Origin of the sequence: Chryseobacterium herbae, from assembly GCF_025154075.1 — a bacterium.
GTDB classification, from domain to species: domain Bacteria; phylum Bacteroidota; class Bacteroidia; order Flavobacteriales; family Weeksellaceae; genus Chryseobacterium; species Chryseobacterium herbae.
Window position 1 is genome coordinate 77,192 of the sequence record NZ_JAOAMU010000005.1, and the last position, 19,736, is coordinate 96,927.

General features: G+C 37.8%; 21 protein-coding genes. 16 read left to right on the forward strand and 5 right to left on the reverse strand.

The features are described 5' to 3' along the window. Nucleotides 1-19 precede the first annotated feature (19 nt). From nrfD to N0B48_RS15705, 11 genes are all read left to right on the forward strand, one after another. Complete coding sequence (nrfD, locus tag N0B48_RS15655) at nucleotides 20-1,417, forward strand: NrfD/PsrC family molybdoenzyme membrane anchor subunit (protein WP_259839728.1); 1,398 nt, start codon at nucleotides 20-22, stop codon at nucleotides 1,415-1,417. Next, nucleotides 1,404-1,925: a DUF3341 domain-containing protein gene (locus N0B48_RS15660; RefSeq protein WP_259839730.1), complete on the forward strand. Its 522-nt coding sequence runs from the start codon at nucleotides 1,404-1,406 to the stop codon at nucleotides 1,923-1,925. The genes nrfD and N0B48_RS15660 overlap by 14 nt, the downstream gene beginning before the upstream one ends. A gap of 1 nt (nucleotide 1,926) precedes the next feature. Next, entirely contained in the window at nucleotides 1,927-2,628 is a 702-nt protein-coding gene (locus N0B48_RS15665) for a c-type cytochrome (RefSeq protein WP_259839731.1), read from the forward strand. A gap of 8 nt (nucleotides 2,629-2,636) precedes the next feature. Beyond that, nucleotides 2,637-3,968, forward strand: a complete 1,332-nt coding sequence (locus N0B48_RS15670) for a quinol:cytochrome C oxidoreductase (protein ID WP_259839732.1) — start codon at nucleotides 2,637-2,639, stop codon at nucleotides 3,966-3,968. A 167-nt stretch (nucleotides 3,969-4,135) separates the two neighbouring features. Continuing rightward, nucleotides 4,136-5,152, forward strand: coding sequence for a hypothetical protein (locus N0B48_RS15675; protein ID WP_259839733.1), 1,017 nt, complete (start codon nucleotides 4,136-4,138; stop codon nucleotides 5,150-5,152). 115 nt (nucleotides 5,153-5,267) lie between these two features. Beyond that, nucleotides 5,268-5,978 carry a TlpA family protein disulfide reductase gene (locus N0B48_RS15680; RefSeq protein ID WP_259839735.1) on the forward strand — a complete coding sequence of 237 codons (711 nt, stop codon included), beginning with the start codon at nucleotides 5,268-5,270 and terminating at the stop codon, nucleotides 5,976-5,978. A 242-nt stretch (nucleotides 5,979-6,220) separates the two neighbouring features. Next, a complete protein-coding gene (locus tag N0B48_RS15685) occupies nucleotides 6,221-7,417 on the forward strand; it encodes a hypothetical protein (protein WP_259839736.1) in 1,197 nt (398 codons plus the stop codon). Then, nucleotides 7,417-7,953 carry an adenine phosphoribosyltransferase gene (locus N0B48_RS15690; protein WP_090026043.1) on the forward strand — a complete coding sequence of 179 codons (537 nt, stop codon included), beginning with the start codon at nucleotides 7,417-7,419 and terminating at the stop codon, nucleotides 7,951-7,953. Before N0B48_RS15685 ends, N0B48_RS15690 begins: the two co-directional genes overlap by 1 nt. Before the next feature lie 171 nt (nucleotides 7,954-8,124). Beyond that, a complete protein-coding gene (locus N0B48_RS15695; protein ID WP_259839738.1) occupies nucleotides 8,125-8,832 on the forward strand; it encodes a YfgM family protein in 708 nt (235 codons plus the stop codon). 3 nt (nucleotides 8,833-8,835) lie between these two features. Beyond that, nucleotides 8,836-9,354 (forward strand): 6,7-dimethyl-8-ribityllumazine synthase, encoded by a 519-nt coding sequence (gene ribH, locus N0B48_RS15700; RefSeq protein WP_223608534.1) that lies wholly within the window; start codon nucleotides 8,836-8,838, stop codon nucleotides 9,352-9,354. Between the two features lie 222 nt (nucleotides 9,355-9,576). Further along, entirely contained in the window at nucleotides 9,577-11,655 is a 2,079-nt protein-coding gene (locus N0B48_RS15705; protein WP_259839743.1) for an LTA synthase family protein, read from the forward strand. On the opposite strand, the gene N0B48_RS15710 is transcribed toward N0B48_RS15705, so the two are convergent. From N0B48_RS15710 to N0B48_RS15720, 3 genes are read right to left on the reverse strand one after another with little or no spacing between them, the layout of a single operon-like run. Beyond that, nucleotides 11,645-12,772, reverse strand: coding sequence for a glutathionylspermidine synthase family protein (locus N0B48_RS15710; protein WP_259839745.1), 1,128 nt, complete (start codon nucleotides 12,770-12,772; stop codon nucleotides 11,645-11,647). The two genes, N0B48_RS15705 and N0B48_RS15710, sit on opposite strands and share 11 nt — an antisense overlap. 3 nt (nucleotides 12,773-12,775) lie before the next feature. Then, nucleotides 12,776-13,102, reverse strand: coding sequence for a hypothetical protein (locus tag N0B48_RS15715; RefSeq protein ID WP_090026049.1), 327 nt, complete (start codon nucleotides 13,100-13,102; stop codon nucleotides 12,776-12,778). After that, nucleotides 13,102-13,422 (reverse strand): hypothetical protein, encoded by a 321-nt coding sequence (locus tag N0B48_RS15720; RefSeq protein WP_259839747.1) that lies wholly within the window; start codon nucleotides 13,420-13,422, stop codon nucleotides 13,102-13,104. Before N0B48_RS15720 ends, N0B48_RS15715 begins: the two co-directional genes overlap by 1 nt. Before the next feature lie 76 nt (nucleotides 13,423-13,498). On the opposite strand from N0B48_RS15720, the gene ypfJ reads away from it, so the two are divergent. After that, nucleotides 13,499-14,353, forward strand: a complete 855-nt coding sequence (gene ypfJ, locus N0B48_RS15725) for a KPN_02809 family neutral zinc metallopeptidase (RefSeq protein WP_259839750.1) — start codon at nucleotides 13,499-13,501, stop codon at nucleotides 14,351-14,353. A 54-nt stretch (nucleotides 14,354-14,407) separates the two neighbouring features. Here ypfJ and N0B48_RS15730 read toward each other — a convergent pair whose 3' ends face one another. Both N0B48_RS15730 and N0B48_RS15735 read right to left on the reverse strand, forming a co-directional pair. Continuing rightward, a complete protein-coding gene (locus tag N0B48_RS15730) occupies nucleotides 14,408-15,247 on the reverse strand; it encodes a GLPGLI family protein (protein ID WP_259839752.1) in 840 nt (279 codons plus the stop codon). 9 nt (nucleotides 15,248-15,256) lie between these two features. Beyond that, nucleotides 15,257-16,180, reverse strand: coding sequence for a GLPGLI family protein (locus tag N0B48_RS15735; RefSeq protein ID WP_259839753.1), 924 nt, complete (start codon nucleotides 16,178-16,180; stop codon nucleotides 15,257-15,259). A gap of 214 nt (nucleotides 16,181-16,394) precedes the next feature. Between N0B48_RS15735 and N0B48_RS15740 the strand changes: the two genes are divergently transcribed. The 4 genes from N0B48_RS15740 (at nucleotide 16,395) to sufC (ending at nucleotide 19,723) form a co-directional block, all read left to right on the forward strand. Beyond that, nucleotides 16,395-16,724: a HesB/IscA family protein gene (locus tag N0B48_RS15740; protein ID WP_259839754.1), complete on the forward strand. Its 330-nt coding sequence runs from the start codon at nucleotides 16,395-16,397 to the stop codon at nucleotides 16,722-16,724. A gap of 73 nt (nucleotides 16,725-16,797) precedes the next feature. Continuing rightward, on the forward strand, nucleotides 16,798-18,246 hold the full coding sequence (gene sufB, locus N0B48_RS15745) for a Fe-S cluster assembly protein SufB (RefSeq protein ID WP_259839755.1): 1,449 nt from the start codon (nucleotides 16,798-16,800) through the stop codon (nucleotides 18,244-18,246). Between the two features lie 97 nt (nucleotides 18,247-18,343). Continuing rightward, complete coding sequence (locus N0B48_RS15750; RefSeq protein ID WP_259839757.1) at nucleotides 18,344-18,748, forward strand: GxxExxY protein; 405 nt, start codon at nucleotides 18,344-18,346, stop codon at nucleotides 18,746-18,748. A 231-nt stretch (nucleotides 18,749-18,979) separates the two neighbouring features. Continuing rightward, the gene (sufC, locus tag N0B48_RS15755) at nucleotides 18,980-19,723 is read left to right on the forward strand and encodes a Fe-S cluster assembly ATPase SufC (protein WP_259839759.1); all 744 of its coding nucleotides are present in this window, start codon (nucleotides 18,980-18,982) and stop codon (nucleotides 19,721-19,723) included. The last annotated feature ends 13 nt before the right edge of the window (nucleotides 19,724-19,736 follow it).

Sequence of the window (19,736 nt, forward strand, 5' to 3'; positions counted from 1 at the left end):
AATAATAAATAGGTAAAAAATGTCAGGACATTACGAAGCTCCGATAAGGGAACCTCTAATTATTGGTCACAAAACTTATCACGATATTACGGAAGATATCGCACGACCTATCGAAGAAAGAGCAGGTAAATTATGGTGGATCTCACTATACGCAGCCTTAGTTCTATTTCTATACGGATTCGGCTGTATCGCCTACACTATCGGGACAGGTATTGGAGCATGGGGGCTTAACAGAACTATTAACTGGGGTTGGGATATTACCAACTTCGTATGGTGGGTAGGTATCGGTCACGCCGGAACACTTATCTCCGCAGTATTATTATTATTTAGACAGCGTTGGAGAATGTCTGTAAACAGATCTGCAGAGGCGATGACGATCTTTGCGGTTGTACAGGCAGCGATCTTCCCTGTAATCCACATGGGTAGAGTTTGGGTAGGATACTGGGTATTCCCATTACCGAACCAGTTCGGTTCTCTTTGGGGGAACTTTAACTCTCCTCTACTTTGGGACGTATTTGCGATCTCAACGTATTTCTCAGTATCAACTGTATTCTGGTTCATGGGACTTATCCCTGACTTTGCAATGATCAGAGATAGAGCTAAAACACCTTGGACTAAGAAAATTTATACATTCCTAGCATTTGGATGGGGTGGTAAAGCAAAACACTGGCAGAGATTCGAAGAACTTTCTTTGGTTCTTGCAGGTTTAGCGACTCCACTTGTATTCTCGGTACACACCACGGTATCATTTGACTTCGCAACGTCGGTTATTAAAGGATGGCACTCTACAATCTACCCTCCTTACTTCGTAGCCGGTGCGATCTTCTCAGGGTTCGCGATGGTACAGACACTATTGTTGATTGCCAGAAAAGTATGTCACTTAGAAGAATACATCACAATGTATCATATTGAAATTATGAACATCGTAATCGTTCTTACAGGGGGTATGGTAACGGTAGCTTATGCTACTGAATATTTCATCGGATGGTATTCAGGATCAAGATTTGAAGACTTTACATATCTTTCTCCGGGTGCTGCAGTAGGACCTTACTGGTGGGCATTCTGGGCGCTAATTACTTGTAACTTGATTGTTCCGGCATTATTCTGGTTCAAGAGAGTAAGAACAAACATTATTGCAACATTTGTTATTGCATTAATTATCAACATCGGTATGTGGTTTGAGCGTTTTGATATCATCGTTATCAACCTTTCAAGAGATTACTTACCAGGATCTTGGACTATGTTTAAGCCAACGATCATTGATGTGGGTGTATATTTAGGAACAATCGGATTCTTCTCTGTTTTATTCTTACTATACGCAAGAACGTTCCCTGTAATTGCACAGGCTGAATTAAAATCGATTCTGAAAATTTCAGGTGAAACTTATAAATCAAAAGAAGGAGATGAGCACCACTAAAATTGTATACGGACTTTATGCCGATGACGACGATTTAATGAACGGCGTTAAGGCATTCAACGATAAAGGAATTGCGATCAACGAAGTGTATACTCCGTTTCCGGTTCACGGACTTGACAAAGCTCTAGGTTTAAAGAAAACCAGAATTTCGGATGCTGCATTCTTCTATGCTCTTTATGGAGTGACCATCGGTGCTACGGTAACGTGGTATGTGATGAATCATGACTGGCCTCAGAATATTGGTGGTAAACCAGCTTTTGACTGGGCACACAACATGCCTGCATTCGTGGTACCTATGTTCGAATTAATGGTATTCTGTGCCGCTCACATGATGTCTTTAACTTTCTTGGTTAAAAACAAAATGTATCCGGGAGCTCCGGCTCAGAACCCAGATCCAAGAACTACTGATGATAAATTCCTTATGGAATTTGTAACTGAAGACGTAGAGTCTGTAAAGCAGTTACTTATTGAAACTGGAGTTGAAGAAATAACTGTTAAAGACGCTTAAAATGAAAAAGAATGTATTAAAAATTACAGCTATTTTAGGTTTAGCAACGGTTTTACTTAATTCTTGCGGACCAAAAGAAAATACACCATTGGTATATTTCCCGGATATGTATTTTCCGGTAGCTTACGATCCATTGATGAAAGCTCAGGATGCTTATTCAGATCATGAAAATGAAATCCCCGCTTTCGTTAAAAATAGTTTTGCAACAGGTCTTGCTCCTGTAGAAGGTTCAGTTGCTCAGAATAAAGACGGAATTTTCGAAGAAAGTCTTCTTCCTAAAAATGTAGACGAATATAACGCTGGTTACGATGCATCCAAAAAGATGACAGGATCACCTCTTAATCCGGCTAATGCAGCTAAGGATATTGAAAGAGGAAAAATGTTGTTCGATCATACTTGTGCTGCATGCCACGGAACTGGTGGTGATGGGCAAGGTCCAATTGTACAAAGCGGAGCTTTCTCTGGTGTACCTAACTATGCTGACAGAGAAATTACTGTAGGATCTGTTCATTATGTATTAACTAACGGTAGAAATGCAATGGGATCTTATGCTGGTCAGCTTAATGCTGGTGACAGATGGAGAGTAGCAATGTATGTGATGAGCGCCTTCAAAAAAGGAGCAGCAGCACCCGCAGCAGCTACAACAGCTACAGCTACACCCGCTGCAGCAGCAACAGAGACGACTACCGAAACTAAAAAATAAGAAAAGAAATGTATAGTTTTTCACCAAAATTAAAATCAACTTCTCTAATACTTCTTGTTGCAGGTTTAGTTCTGTTTGGTATTGGTTATTTCATGAATCATGGAATCAGTACAGAGAGAATTAAAGAAATGATGGAGGCAGTTCACTCTGCAGGTCACACAGCACCTACTCACTCTAGTGAAATGGTAGGACCTCAGGATGAAGCTTCTCATTTAGAGCATGCGACAATGCAGATTCATAATTCGCCTTTAGCATCAATACATTTCGTAGCTGTATTTTTCTTCGGAGTAAGTTGTGCAGTATTATTTTTCTACTGTATTCAGCATGCAGCTCATGCAGGATGGCCAATCATTATTACAAGAGTAATGGAAGCTATTGCTTCTTATATTCCTTATGGAGGTGCTATTTTAGTAATATTAATGTTACTGAATATCTTCCACCAGGGTCATATTTTCCACTGGATGGATCCGGATTTGACAGATCCTAATTCTGCACATTTCGACGTGATCTTATTCGAAAAGAAAAGATTCTTAAACATCCCTTTCTATGCGATCAGAACATTAATCTATGTAGTAGGAGCTTCATTCTTTGCATGGAAACTGAAAGCACAGTCTAAAAAAGTGGACGATACAAAATCTTTGGTTGAGTATCAGTTCCTTTACAGATGGGCAGTAGGATATATCGCATTCTTCGGATTTGCTTCTGCAGCCTGGGCTTGGGACTGGTTGATGTCTATTGACCCTCACTGGTATTCTACAATGTATATCTGGTATTCAATGGTAAGCTGTCTTTCAAGTGGAATCGCTGTGATTATCCTTCTAAGTGTTTACCTGAAGAAAAACGGATTCCTACCTCAGTTCAATGACAACCACTTACACGATTTAGGAGTATTCCTTTTCGCTACAAGTATGCTTTGGACATATACATGGTTTGCTCAGTTCATGCTTTACTGGTATGCGAACGTTCCGGAAGAGGTGAACTACTTCTTCGGAAGATTCCAACACTACGGAATTACTTTCTTACCAATGCTGATCGTAAACTTCTTATTACCACTATTGGTATTAGTGAGCAGCAGCATCAAGAGAAATTACAAAGTAGTAACCGTTATGGCTGTTGTGGTTATTTTAGGACACATCTTAGACTACTTCAACATGGTAATGCCGGGAACGGTAGGTCCATACTGGAAAACTCCTGAAGTATTCATCTTAATATTAGGTGCGCTTCTTTTTGTAGTTGGATTATTCATGTTCACAGTACTGACAGCATTGTCTAAACTGAAACTGATCCCTACAGGTAACCCTTACCTTCACGAATCTGAAATTTATGAGTATCCTTTCTAAGAACTTGTAACAGAAATAAAATAAAAAAGACTGATTGTAATGATCAGTCTTTTTTTATGCAGACAACTGAACATTTTAATCTGCTCAGGCAACCATTTTGAATTTTGTGTGTCTATATAATGAGATTGATGTATGATTTCAATAAACCAACAAAACAAAATATCATTATGAAACGAAATTATCTGCTCTTCACGTTGTTCATTTTTCTGTTCAGCTTTATTCAGGCACAAACTATAACTTTTATTTCTGAACGCACGAACAAGCCTCTCCCTAAAGTTTCCGTTTTCGGAAAAGATGGAAGTATCCTGGCTTTTTCTGATATTGACGGAAAAATAGACAAACAGGCCATCATCCCTTCTCAGGAAAAATTCCAGCTGGTTTACAATAACTTTTCTGTAGCTACACTCTCTTACTCCGACTTCAACCAGGACGTAATTAAAATAAACGATCAGGTAAAGGAAATAGAAACGGTTGTCATTAAAAATTCAAAACCGGCAAAATACATCTTCATTAAAGGAAATTTCAATGCTTATGTAACCGTCAATAATAAACTGAATGCTTATACTGACGGAATAGTAACTTACATTTTCGACAATAAATCCAAAAAACTGAAAAGCACCAACGTGGAACAATACAGAGTTTTCAGAATCGCGGAACAGAAAATTGAGAAAAAAGAAACTTCATCATGGAATTATGGTAATTCTTTACAGCTTCCCAAACTTAAAAATGTCGGAAATCCAGAAGAATACAAAACAAAAAGAAACACGATCAAAGAATTAAAAGGAGACCGCAAAGATCAGATAGAAGTAACCGGTGCTGCTCTTCAGGAGAAAGAGTTTTCACTATTTGGGTTTAGATTCTTTGATATCAGAACCATTCTGAATATGTCTTTTGAAAAAGGATCAGACAAAACCCTGAAAGACTTCCTTGAATACAATGAAGTAGCATTCGTAAAACTGAAACACAAAAGTGAACCGGAGTACAATCAGATTATCCTCTACAATAATTTTTATCCTACAGAATTCAACTTCAGCAATGACAACGATATTGAAAAAGTAAAATTTGACAAGGATAACAGCAATTATACCACAAAATATTGGCAAGACTCTTCATTTCCTAATATGCAAACCATTTTCAGCTCGTTTTTCAAAGATGATCTGAAGGAACAGGAAAATAAGAAATAAGATGTGATCAATAAAATTAAGAATTAAATGATATGAAAAACATAAAACAACCCTTTAACAATACTTTACCCTCATTTGAATTTTTCTAAACCATAAATAATAAAAAAACACACTTATGAAATCTAAATTTATTATCCTTTATTTTTTGCTACTTGGTAGCATTGGATTGTCTGCTCAACAGGAAGGGAGCGCAAAAAAAACCTTATTGGATCTGTTACAAATCCCAGCAGAAAGTATTAAAAAAGATCAGAAAGGAAATGTTCTTACCACTGCACAATTTACAGATTCTTTGTACACCTTAAAATACATCTTCGATCCGGTCATCAAGAATGACCAAATAACAGAAGTTAAACTTAAACCCATGGGTCCAGAAGAAATTGCCTATAAAGTTCCCGAGGGAATACAACAGCTGATTGAAACTCTGGATTATAAGCCAAGACCGGCCATCGATTTTACAGTCACTGATATCAAAGGAAAAAAACATCAGTTATCCAAACTTAAAAATAAAACTGTAGTATTAAATTTCTGGTTTACCAACTGCCTGCCTTGTGTCAAAGAAATTCCGGAGCTCAACGAACTCGTTAAAGCGAATCCTGATGTCGTTTTTATTGCATTTGCTACAGACAAAGCAGACAAGCTGAAGAAGTTCCTCGGAAAACATCAGTTTTCTTATCATATTGTTCCAAATGCTTTGGATATCTCAAAAAAATACAATATTGCGGCATACCCCACTCATTTCGTGATTAAAAACGGGATTATTACCCATAAACTCATTGATGGAGAAAATTCAAAACAGAAACTACAGAAAGCAATTAACGAGAAATAAGAAAAATTTCCTAAAACAAGCAGCTTTCTCCTATTAAGCTTCTGAACAAGACATTAAAGTGAGTCCTATAGATCATAATTCTGATGAAAGACCATCATGAATACTTATTTACAGGACTCCTATTTTAATTTTATAAAAAGAAAAATCTTCTGAAAAAAAAGTAAAATTCTAAAAAACACAAAATAAAAATAAAAACCAGCTATTATTAAAGGTTTTACTAAATTTGCAGTAAACAAAATAAAATGAAAAAGTTTTCTTTTCTACTTGTTCTCAGTCTGTTGCTTTTTACGGCATGCAGGAAGGATCACGTAGATGCTACGAATACTAAAACGCTGCAGTCCAGTATCAACGATATGACTTCCAGCCTTTCAACAATTAAACAGATCAAATTCAGTGAAGCTCTTTATATCCTAAAGACTTTTGGTGTGGATGCAGAAGGTGATGTAGAAGAACTGAAAGCCCTTGGAAAGCTTATCGACGGAAAAAAAGTTCCTGAGATCCTTACCCTTGCCGATCAGGTGGCACAGAAAAACGGAATCGAATGGGCCAGTACATCTCCCCCTTCTCTTGGAGAAATGAACATTTTCGGGGATGACAAAGCCAAAGAAACCGATGCCAATGATGTAAAAGCAAACTCATTAAGCATTGTTACCAGACCTACAGGCGACGATGGAAATGGCGCTCCTACTTCTATTCAGATCGTTCCGAGACTTGTAGATGCTGCAGGAAATCCTGTTTCATTTACCGGTGCAGGTCTGGAAGCTACTTTGGAGGTCTTCAGCAACGGAGTAAAACTTTCTACCGCAAAAAACCTGATGCAGGATAATAATTTCAAAGGATTTAATTTAAAATTCTCTTCTATTCCTGCGGCAAAAGTGGTAGACAACAAAATCGATATTACGGTTTCAGTAAAAACGACAGCAAAGACATTCAAAATGTCTAAAATCGGACTTGATGTAAACCCATCAGCTCTGAAAGTTCCTGCTCCACCAAAAACGGATTCCACATCTGTAACACAGGATCCAAGTGCTGCCATCGATCCAAATAATCCTGCAGCAACACCAACGCCTACAGATCCAAACGCAACGACAACTACTCCGGCTGGACCAAAACAACCGGCTGCAGATCCAAAAAATACAGTGAGTAAGTTTTTAAGCAGTGTAAGCTCTCAGAACCTTAAAGCGGCGTACGATAATTCAAGTAATCCAAGCTGGGGAAGCTATGAATCATTCTCCAACCCTACTTCAGGTTTTGGATCGGTGAAAAATGTAAGTGTAAAAAACATTACAACCAATGCGACCAACTCCAGCGGTGCCAGCGTAAACGCAACGTATGATGTAACGGATAAGAACGGAAAAACAACTTCTTTAAAAGTAACCTTCGGACTTAAAAATGTAAATGGAGACTGGAAAATTTCCAGCTATAAAATAAACCCTTAATGGCTTCACAAGAACTGATCAAAAGACTCGAACAAACTATTGAAAATATTCCTGATTTTCCCATCCCGGGAATCCAATTCAAGGATATTTCACCTATTTTCCTGGACCCGAAGCTTTATGAGGACGTCATCACAGAACTGGCCGCTTTCAGCAAAGGGAAAATAGATGCCGTATGCGGAATAGAAAGCCGTGGTTATCTCTTCGGGATTGCCATCGCTGTTGCTTTGGAGGTTCCGTTTATTTTAATCAGAAAAGCAGGAAAACTTCCCCCACCGGTCATTTCAGAAAAATATGATCTTGAATACGGAAGTGCCATCATAGAAACCCGTGACGGACAGATCAAAAAAGGACAGAGAATCCTCATTCATGACGATCTTCTGGCAACCGGAGGAACTACAGAAGCTGCTGCTAAATTGGTAGAAAAACAAGGCGCAACCGTTTCACAGTTCAGCTTCCTTATCGGATTAAAAGATCTTAACGGAACGGAAAAGCTTAGTAAATTCGGGGCAGAAGTTTACAGCATCCTGGAATATTAAACTCTGATCTAAAACTAAAAAAGATTGGTATTAGAGATGTCACGCTGAGCGGAGTCGAAGCGTTTTTACCATTAACATCTGACAATTCACAACATTTTCACAATAATACTTCAAAGTATTTTGTAAATCATTCAGAAACAATTAAATTTGCAGTTCAATTTTTAAGAATTTATGGCAAAATTGGGAAACAATGCTCAGAACGAGCAAGAAGGTAAAGAAACAGTTGAGTTCTTTAAAGACCTTGACAGAGAGGCTTTAAACACTGAGAGATTCCTTGAGAAATATTCAAAACAATTGGGTATTGTATTCGGGGTATTGGTTTTGGGTGTTTTAGGATTCTTTGCTTACAAACAGTTTGTAGTGGCTCCTAAGAACGTTGAAGCCGTAAAAGGTTTCCTTGCTGCTCAGAAGAACCAAACATCTGGTAAAGATAAAGAAGCCTTAGGTGGAAATTCTGCAGCTAATCCAGGTTTTGTAGGAACATATAACGAATATTCAAGTACGAAGATTGGTGAACTTTCTGCTTACAATGCAGGTTTACTGAAATTCAAAGCAGGAAAATTCCAGGAAGCTTACGATCTTTTAGACAAATTTTCATCTGACAACAAAACATTAATGGCATTGAAATTCGGTGCTATGGCAGATGCAAAATCAGGTCTTAACAAAAACGATGAAGCGTTGTCTTTATTAGACAAAGCATCAACTGCTTCTAACGATGCTTACACCACTTACTATTTCACAAGAAAAGCAGGTCTAGTAGCATTAGGTTTAAAGAAAAATGCAGAAGCTAAGAAATACTTCTCAGCAATTGACGAGAAATATCAGGACTACGATAACGGAATGTCTGATTCTTATATTGAAATGACTAAATATTTTTAAAAAATGGCAACAGTTAATCTATCCGATTACAAGCCACTTCATATAACAAATGCCGAAGATTTTTCTATCGGCATTGTTTTTTCTGAGTGGAATGATTTTGTAACTTACAATCTTCGTGATGCAGCCCTGGAAATTCTTGAAAAAGAAGGGGTAAAACCAGAAAACATCAGACTATTCCCGGTTCCGGGTGCATTTGAGCTGAACTACGCAAGCATGCAGCTTTGCAAAGAAAGAAAATATGATGCAGTGATTGCTATCGGATGCGTAATCCGTGGTGAGACTCCTCACTTCGACTTTGTATGCTCAGCAGTAGCACAGGGAATCAAAGACTGCAATATCTTAACGGACACGCCCACTATTTTCTGCGTTTTGACAGATGATACCAAGGAACAGTCTATTGCCAGAAGCGGCGGTGATTTAGGAAACAAAGGTGTAGAAGCAGCCGTAACCGCTTTGAGAATGATTGATTTTAAAAAGAATCTTTCTGACAAAAAAGGAAACATCGGTTTCGGACACTCTTAATTTTAATACATCTTAACAATATACAGGACTATTTTTTAATAGTCCTTTTTTATGAACATCCTTTTTCTATTATTCTTTTTATGCATTCTTTTAACTATATAATAAGTTAATCCTTCATTAATAATTCAAAAAAACGATAAGAAATGTCATGTTTCTATTTTTTTTAACTGTAAGTTATATACAAAAACTATCTTTGCGGAAATTAACTTATACATTACGTGCATGTTTCCAAGTAAAATAAAACCATTCTTGTATCTAGGGATTTTTTATCTGATTATCTCACTGATCATCCGGATTGTATTCTTTTTTCATCCGATCACTACGGCCAGCTTTGGATTTTTTGAAGTCATCAAAGTTCTGTCTATCGGTCTTTTGAATGACATTTTTGCTTTTACGCTAGCCAGTACCCTTTTGGCGGTGTACTTTTTATTTCTCTCAAATTCTAAATACAAAAAGCCCTACGGCTCTATTATTTTTGGAGCGCTGGTATTGTTTTTCCTGTACATTCTGCTCATTCCGAATAATATCTTTAACCAATATGGAGGTTCCATTTCTGAAGTGGCACTTGCATTCGTAGGAATCAAGACTATTTTCTTTGGATTAATGCTTTTCCTTCCTTCAAAAAGGATCAAAATCAGAAATATACTGTACTTCATTACGTTATTGTTATATGTCCTTCTGATCATCTTCAATGCGGTAAGTGAGTATTTCTTCTATAATGAATTTGGAGTGCGCTACAACTTTATCGCTGTAGATTATCTGATCTATACCAATGAGGTCATCGGAAACATTATGGAAAGCTATCCGGTTGTTCCTTTATTTTCGGCAATCCTTATCGTTACGTTAGCCGTGACATGGTTTATCTATAAAAAAACAAAAGACGAGCTTTTAGAGCTTCCGAATTTCAAACAGAAAATGATCCTTCTGGGATCTTTCGTGGTTCTTGCGGGCATCAGTCTTTTCGGGTTATCTTCATTAATGCAGCTCAGATCGGACAATGTTTTTGCCGACGAAATTGAAAACAACGGACTTCCTAAATTCTACTGGGCTTTTACTCACAATGAACTGGATTATTTCCAGTTTTATCCGCAGATCGGGCAGCAGGAAGCTGAAAAGAAATTTCTAAGCCAGTATTCTGAACCTTCATTATCCAGAAATATTGTTTCAGAACAGCCTGAACTGAAGAAAAATGTAGTTCTCATCTCTATTGAAAGCTTATCCGCAGACTTCATGGCACATTATGGGGGAACTTTAAAGATTACTCCTTTCCTGGATAGTCTTGCTGATCGTTCCATGATGTTCACAAATCTTTATGCGACCGGAAACAGAACCGTAAGAGGATTGGAGGCATTAACGCTTTGTATTCCTCCTACTGCAGGGGAAAGCGTGATCAAAAGAGATGACAATAAAAATAAATTCACAACAGGAAGTGTATTTAAATCTAAAGGATACGATGTGAAATTCCTGTACGGAGGCTACAGCTATTTCGATAATATGCAGGACTTTTTCGCTGGAAACGGCTACGGAATTGTTGACAGAAATAATTTCAAACCTGAAGAAATCACTTTCGCTAATGTTTGGGGCGTTGCCGATGAAGATATGGCTAAAAAAGCGATCCAGACGATGAATGCTGAAGCTAAATCCGGGAAACCGTTTTTCAACCATTGGATGACTGTTTCCAACCACAGACCTTTTACTTATCCTGACGGAAGGATTGATATTCCGGGAACAGCAAAATCACGTGATGGCGGTGTAAAATACACCGATTATTCACTCAGAATGTTCTTTGAAATGGCTAAAAAACAGGATTGGTACAAAAATACAGTCTTCGTCATCATTGCCGATCACTGCGCATCCAGTGCAGGGAAAACAGAGCTTCCAATGGACAAATACAGAATTCCTGCGATGATCTTCTCTGAAGGATTTATTGAGCCTCAGAAATTTGATAAGCTGATGTCACAGATCGATTTGATGCCTACCCTGTTCGGACTATTGAATTTCAATTATCAATCTAAATTCCTTGGCCAGGATGTCTTCAAAAAAGAATTCCAGCCAAAAGCTTATATCGCAACTTACCAGGACCTTGGATTGGTAAAAGACGGACGTCTGACGATCATTTCACCTGTTAAAAAGGTAAAACAGTATTCTTTACAGCTGGAATCCAGCAGCCTGGCTCCTGAATTCAAACTGCATTATGATGAAAAACTGATGAAGGATCCTGATCAGAAACTGGTCAATGACGCTGTTTCTGCCTATCAGTCCACTTCATTCTGGTTAAAAGAAAAGAAACTTAACCGATAAGGTGAGGAACAAAACGGCTCTGGTTATTGGTGATCAGGTGAACACTCTCTCTGATCCCAATGCCCGCAGGCTCCTGCCCGATAACCCAGCTGCCTATGACTGGATAATTCCCGTTAAAATTGGGAAGGTCAAATAACTGCTGATAAATAAAACCCTCTTTCCCATATATGCCATCGTTCTGCTCAACCGGAATATTATTTTTGTGAAGGATCACATTTGCTCCCTCTCTCGAATAAATTGGTTTTTTAGCAAAATCTTTCAGGTGTCTGGGGTCAAAATAAGATTCCAGCAGATACGGATGATTAGGATACATTTCCCAAAGGATCGGCAGAAGCGCTTTGGATGAAAGTAAAATTTTCCACGCAGGTTCTATCCATTGAGATCTGAAGCCGTTTTTCACAAGTTTTTCTCCAAAACCGTCTGCAAGAATCCATTCATAAGGATACAACTTGAAAATATATTCCATCACCGAGCGGTCTCCAGCCACAAACTCTGAAATATCCTCCGCCCAGCCGATGTCCTGAACGGGAATAAATTCCGTATCAAAACCCGCCTGTGAAGCACAATCACGCATATATTCCACATTGGTGACATCTTCAATATTGGTAAGGGATGCAAAATAAATATGATGCGGATTCATATAATTTTTCAGATGTTTCCAGTAGCCCACCAGTTTCTCGTGGATCGAATTAAACTGATCTTTATAAGGATACAATTCCTGAAGCCAATACCATTGAATGACAGACCCTTCGTAAAGCGATGTCGGTGTATCAGCATTAAATTCAAGTAACTTCAGGTTTTTACCATCAAAACCGAAATCAAATCTTCCGTAAATAGAAGGATGATCTTCTTCCCAGCTTGTGATGATATAATTCCTAAACCATTCAGGAATATTAAATTTATCCCAAAGATTTTTTGCAATAATATAATCTACCGCTTCCAGACACATCTGCCAAAGCTCGGCAGTGGCTGTTTCTATAGTATTAATCTCTTCTGTGGTAAATTGGTAATAATGGCTTTCATCCCAATAAAGCCCATCCAGAGAATGATATCCGAACCCTAGATTTTCAAGCTTATGCTGCCAGTCCTTCCTGAACTGTGATTGAATTCTTTCCATAGCTTATGATGATGCACTGAAACCGCTTCTTCCCAATTGGCCTCTTACTACATTTCCTTTGTAATTATTTCTTCCGACATTGGATTTGGTGCTTATCGCATCACTGTAATAGCCGGCTTTCTGATAAGATCCATAGCTGTAAGCCCCATATGGTCTGAAGGCATGGTAGAGGAGAATTCCTGCCATAAAACCATGCGACCTGGAATAAGAAGCCGTAGTATCCGACCTCATATAGACTTTCTTTTCGGCTTTATCTTTAGGTTTTTCCTGAGAGCAGGCAGCCAATATACTTGTGACGAAAAGTAATTTGATAGAACTGGACTTTTTCATTATTGAACCGTTATAAAAAATTGATAGTCTTTTTTCGTTTTGGCAATATGGTCGTTGCCATCACTGTCTTCTCCACCTACAAGAGTATCTCCAAGACTTGGAATGGTATCCTTTTTTACAATTTCTTTGAACAGCTGTTTATCCTTCCATATCTTGTGTTTGGTAATAAGAATATCAGCGTTATCGATATGTTCAACGGAAAGTTCTGTTTCAATAGAACCAGTCTTGTCTACGCTGTTTACTTCATCTTCTTTTTCTTTTTTACAGGCTGTAAATGCCATTATCCCAACTGATAACAGGCAAAGTTTAATTTTTTTCACGCGGGCAGTAATTTTTCACAAAAGTAGTAATTTAGTAATGATATTATTTTAAATTTACAAGGCAAAAATTTTTATTATGAAATGGACAGACGATAGAAGCGACAATGTAGATGACAGACGTGGATCTGGCGGAGGCGGAGCTATTGTAGGTGGCGGGTTGGGAACACTGATCATCGCCGCAATCATATTTTTTTTAGGAGGCGACCCGTCATCACTACTTTCTTCTTCGGGCGGAAACAGTTCTGCTCAAACTGAACAGAGAGAGTTAAGTCCCGGTGAGCTTAAAATACGTGAGTTTGTGCGAATGGTGACCGCCGAAAATGAGCAGACCTGGACTAAAATTTTTGCTGAAAATGGAATGCAGTATCAGCCTGCAGAGGTTGTTTTATTTGACAATACCACACACTCCGACTGCGGAACAGCACAATCTGCTATGGGTCCTTTTTACTGCCCTGCAGATCATAAGGTATATATGGACATGAGTTTCTTTAAAGAGCTGGAACAGCAATTTGGAGCAAAAGTGACAGAATTTTCAATTGCTTATGTCATGGCCCACGAAATGGGACACCATGTGCAGACTCTTTTGGGAACTACCCAGAAAGTAGATGCTTTAAGAAGAAGCGGAAGATATTCCGAAGCAGATATGAACCGTGTTTCTGTAGCTACAGAATTACAGGCGGATTTCTACGCCGGGGTTTGGGCTAAACAGACCGACAGCAGAGAACAGATTCTGGAACCCGGCGATATTCAGTCAGCGATAGAAGCGGCTGAAGCTGTAGGCGATGACAATATTCAAAAAAGATCGCAAGGCTATGTTAATCAGGAAAGCTTTACTCATGGCTCCTCTGCCCAGCGTAAGGAATGGTTTATGAAAGGCTATAATACAGGAGATATTAAGCAGGGAGATACGTTCAACCAGCTTTTGAAATAAACAAGTCTTATAAAACAAAAATAAACCCTGAAGAGCTTCTTCAGGGTTTATTTTTTATTGTAATTCGATAGGATTGCTGTTTCTTTTAGCTTCCTCTTTTGCTCTCTCTTCCATTCTCTTTCTCATGTCTGCCGGATTTTGATTTCCTCCACCACCGGATGATCTGGGTGGGCTCGGGAAACCTCCTCCCCCGCCACTCTGCATAAATGACATCGGATCTTTTTTAAATTTTTCCTGCTGCTTTACATAATCTGCCCTTTTTACTTTTATCGTATTTCCAAACTGGTTTAAAGTAACGAGTTCAGCAATTTTATAATTTTTCATCAGGTCAAAAGAATATTCTCCCTTATCATCTTCTACTTTAACGATCAGGCCTGGAAGTCCTCCAAATTTATACGGTCCGTCCTGGTAAGGAAGATCCGTTGTAAACCACGCGGTCCATTTCCTTCCTGCAAAATCCGTTGTCGCCTTTTGAACCTTATACTCTCCTATCTTCGTTGTTTCAGAAGACATTTTCCAATTCAGAGGACGATCTTCCTCATACACATAAATATCTCTTCCGATCCTGTCTTTAAAGGAGATGGCCTGACTGGATTTATCTTTTTCCACCGAATAATTGATATTGCTCCTCAATCCTTCCATCTGTTCTCTATTGATTGAAGCTCTTCCAACGCCCCCCTGAAAGGCCTTTTGCAGGATAGAATCTCTCTTGTATCTGTTTTCGGAATAAAAAAGAGACTTTTCACCGGAAATATCTAAATATGCATTTTCAGTTTTAATATCCGTTTTATTTTCCGCATCAGGTTTCATGGTTACCTGGTACACAAATCTGTTGTTTTGTGCGGAAATATGCTGCATCAACAGCGCTAAAGCAAGAATGCCTATTTTTTTCATTTTTAAATTTTATTTTAATTCAATTGGGTTCTGACTGACTTCATTTTTAAAAGAAGAATTACTGCTCATTCCGGAACTTGGCCCAGACATATCAATTCCATCCATTCCTCTGGGCGACATCCCGTTGCCTGAGTGATTTCCTCCTCTCATTCCGCCCATTCCGCCACCATGTTTTCCACCACTGCCAAAATTCTGCATTCCTCCATCACTGCCCGGTGCTATTCTCCGGTTTTTTGAAAACTCCAGTTCAAGGGCTACTTTATCTCCATTAAAATTAACTCTCGTGCTTTGCCTTGCATCGGAGTTGATTGGTTCTTCAAAAGAATTTTTAATCATCATTTGTTTTACAAGATCAAACTTATAATCTCCTTTATCATCTTCCAGCTTTACAATAAGCCCCGGTAATCCTGAGAATTTATAAGGTCCGTCAGAAACATTAATATCTTTTGTAAACCATGCGGTCCAGATTCTGCCTCCAAAATTTGTAAGAGCCTTTTGAGCCTTATAACCATTTTGCACTTCAGTAACATCTGTTATTTCCCACTTCACTGGCCTGTCTTCCTGATAGTAAATCTGTTTTCCAAATACTCTGTCATAAAAATAAACTTTCTGCTCAGGAATGTTTTTAGTGATATAATAGTCAAAAAAAGTAGGTTCGGGATGTTTTCTTATGCCTGACTTTGAAATATCTTTTTTTTCTTTTTTTATTTCTTCTCCTTTATTCGCACTCCATAAAGAATCTTTAATTAATTTATTTTCACTGATGAATAAAGACTGCTTTCCTCGGACATCCAAAAAAGTTTTTTCACTTTTCATGCTTACCAGATTAATTGAATCCGGATTTACTGAAGTCTGATAAATGTATCTTATCGTCTGCCCATGGTACATTGTTAATAAAAACAATCCAAAAAAAATAAGAAATTTGTTTCTCATTATTATTTCTTTTATAGATCATAAAACCTGCTCAAAGTTAAACCAAAAACAGAATTTTAGAATTTACAGGGTCGAATTTATCTAAATTTAACATTCACAATCATATCGATAATGACGTTAATAACATCGGAATCATTAAAATAGATATCTTCAATTTGAGATTGCGGAAATTAGTTCGTATTTTTGCATCATTAAATCATTCTAAATAAATACAATGATAAAAGTATCGGACCAAGCAAAGGCAAAAGCCATCCAACTTATGTCGGAAGATGGCTTCAACCCTGCTGAAGATTATATAAGAGTAGGGGTAAAAAGTGGAGGATGTTCTGGTTTAGAGTATGTTTTGGGGTTTGACAATCAAAAAACAGACACAGATCAAGTTTTTGAAGACAATAATGTGAAAATTATTGTTGAGAAAAAATCTATCCTTTATTTAGCAGGAACAGTCCTTGAATATTCAGGAGGATTAAACGGAAAGGGGTTTGTTTTCAACAATCCTAATGCATCCAGAACGTGTGGTTGTGGAGAGAGTTTTTCTTTATAGAAAAGACATTAGATAGTAGATGTCAGATCTGTTTCTGAGATCTGTAGTCTGATATCTGAAATCAAAAAAAACAATGAGTAAATATACTGAAGACGATTTAAGAGTCGATCTAGAAAATAAAAAATATGAATTCGGGTGGGAAACGAAACTAGAATATGAAGAGTTTCCAATCGGTTTAAATGAAGATATCGTTCGTGCGATCTCTGCTAAAAAAGAGGAGCCGGAATGGATGACAGAATGGCGTTTGGAATCTTTCAGAATCTGGCTGAAAATGACAGAACCTACCTGGGCTAACATTAAATATCAAAAGCCTGATTTTCAAGCGATCCGTTACTATGCTGCGCCAAAAACGAAGCCGGAACTGGAAAGCCTTGACGAGGTAGACCCTGAATTATTAAAGACTTTTGCAAAACTGGGAATCAATATCGAGGAGCAGAAAAGACTTTCAGGAGTTGCTGTAGACATCGTAATAGATTCGGTTTCCGTAAAAACAACTTTTCAGGATACCTTAATGGAGAAAGGAATTATTTTCTGTTCTATTTCGGAGGCGATTAAAAACCATCCTGATTTGGTAAGAAAATATCTTGGAAAAGTAGTTCCGAGAGGAGATAATTTTTATTCAGCACTGAATTCCGCAGTATTTTCTGACGGAAGTTTCTGCTATATTCCAAAAGGCGTAAGATGCCCGATGGAACTTTCCACTTACTTCCGTATCAATCAGGCAGGAACAGGACAGTTTGAAAGAACGCTTGTGATCGCAGATGAAGGAAGTTATGTATCTTATCTTGAGGGATGTACAGCCCCTTCAAGAGATGAAAATCAGCTTCACGCAGCTGTTGTGGAACTGATTGCCATGGACAACGCTGAGATTAAATACTCAACTGTTCAGAACTGGTATCCGGGAAATGAAGAAGGAAAAGGAGGCGTTTTCAATTTCGTAACCAAAAGAGGATTATGTGAAAAGAAAGCAAAAATCTCATGGACACAGGTGGAAACAGGTTCTGCAGTAACATGGAAATATCCTTCTTGTATCTTAAAAGGTGACGGATCAATCGGAGAGTTCTACTCTATCGCAGTGACCAACAATCACCAATATGCAGATACAGGGACAAAAATGATCCACATCGGAAAGAATACAAGATCAACGATTATTTCAAAAGGTATTTCCGCAGGAAAATCTCAGAATTCATACAGAGGTCAGGTGAAAGTAATGCCTTCTGCAAAGGGAGCAAGAAACTTTTCACAGTGTGACTCTCTGTTGATGGGTAATGAATGTGGTGCACATACCTTCCCATATATTGAAATCAAAGATCCAACTGCTCAGCTGGAGCACGAAGCAACGACTTCAAAAATCGGGGAAGATCAGATCTTCTACTGTAACCAGAGAGGGATCAGTACAGAAAAAGCAATTGCTTTAATCGTGAACGGTTTCAGTAAAGAAGTATTGAATAAACTTCCAATGGAATTTGCCATTGAAGCTCAAAAATTATTGGAGATCTCTCTTGAGGGAAGTGTAGGATAATAATTTAAACATTAAGAAGTTAAGTATTTTGCTTTCTTAAAATCTTAATGTTAAAGAATTAAGGAATTGATAAATCAATTTTTGAAGAAAATTAAAGATGACCAAAGCAGAAGTAACACAGCTTTCTTATGACATCATAGGATGTGCAATCAAAGTCCACAAAGAATTGGGGCCTGGTCTGCTGGAGAGTGTTTACGAATTGTGTTTGGCTTATGAATTAAAAGAAAGGGGATTTTTAGTTGATCAGCAAATTAGTGCCAAAATCAATTATGGAAAAATTGAGATTGAAACTCCATTGAAAGTTGATCTGCTTGTGAATAACACAATTATTATAGAAATCAAAACGGTTGAAAGTTTATTACCGGTTCATCAGGCTCAATTGATGACTTATATGAAAATTTTGAAAAAGCCTCAAGGTCTTCTAATTAATTTTTATACGGATAATATTACCAAATCTATGGTTCCTTTAATAAATGAATATTTTACAAAACTTGCAGAATAAGAATAAAGCATTGTGGAATTAAGTAGATTTGCAAACCTTAAAGTCCTTCATTCAAATCAATTGTATTGGTTTGCTTAAAAAAAATAATACATTAAGAAAAACTTAACTTCTTAATGTTTAAAATAAATTAAAAATAGTATTTCATTCGCGGGCCCCGGAACATTTGTGATTAGTGGTTTAGGATTACAAAAGACAAAAATGTCAGTCTGATCTTGCGATAAACTAAAATATATGTTAGAGATAAAAAACTTGCACGCCAAAATTGAAGACGGCGCAGAAATTTTAAAAGGTATTAATCTTGAAATAAAGCCGGGCGAAGTTCATGCTATCATGGGACCGAACGGAGCTGGAAAATCTACTCTTTCTTCTGTAATTGCAGGAAAAGAAGATTATGAAGTAACGGACGGAGAAATTCTTTTCCAGGGGGAAAACATCAGTGAAGATACTCCTGAAGAAAGAGCACATAAAGGAATATTCCTTTCTTTCCAGTACCCAGTGGAAATTCCGGGAGTTTCTGTAACCAACTTTATTAAAGCTGCTTTAAACGAAACAAGAAAAGCAAACGGACTTGAGGAAATGCCGGCAAAAGAAATGCTTGCCCTTATCCGTGAAAAGTCTGAGCAATTAGGTATAAAAAAAGACTTCCTCTCAAGATCACTGAACGAAGGATTCTCCGGAGGTGAAAAGAAAAGAAACGAGATCTTCCAGATGATGATGCTTAATCCGAAACTGGCTATTCTTGATGAAACCGATTCAGGTCTTGATATCGATGCCCTAAGAATTGTTGCAGACGGTGTGAACCATTTTAAAAACGAAGGGAATGCAGTACTTCTGATTACTCACTATCAGAGATTGCTTAACTATATTCAGCCTGACTTTGTTCACGTTCTTGCTAATGGAAAAATCATCAAAACAGGTGATAAATCTCTTGCTTTAGAACTGGAAGCAAAAGGATACGACTGGCTTCTTAACTAAGAAGAAACTATTT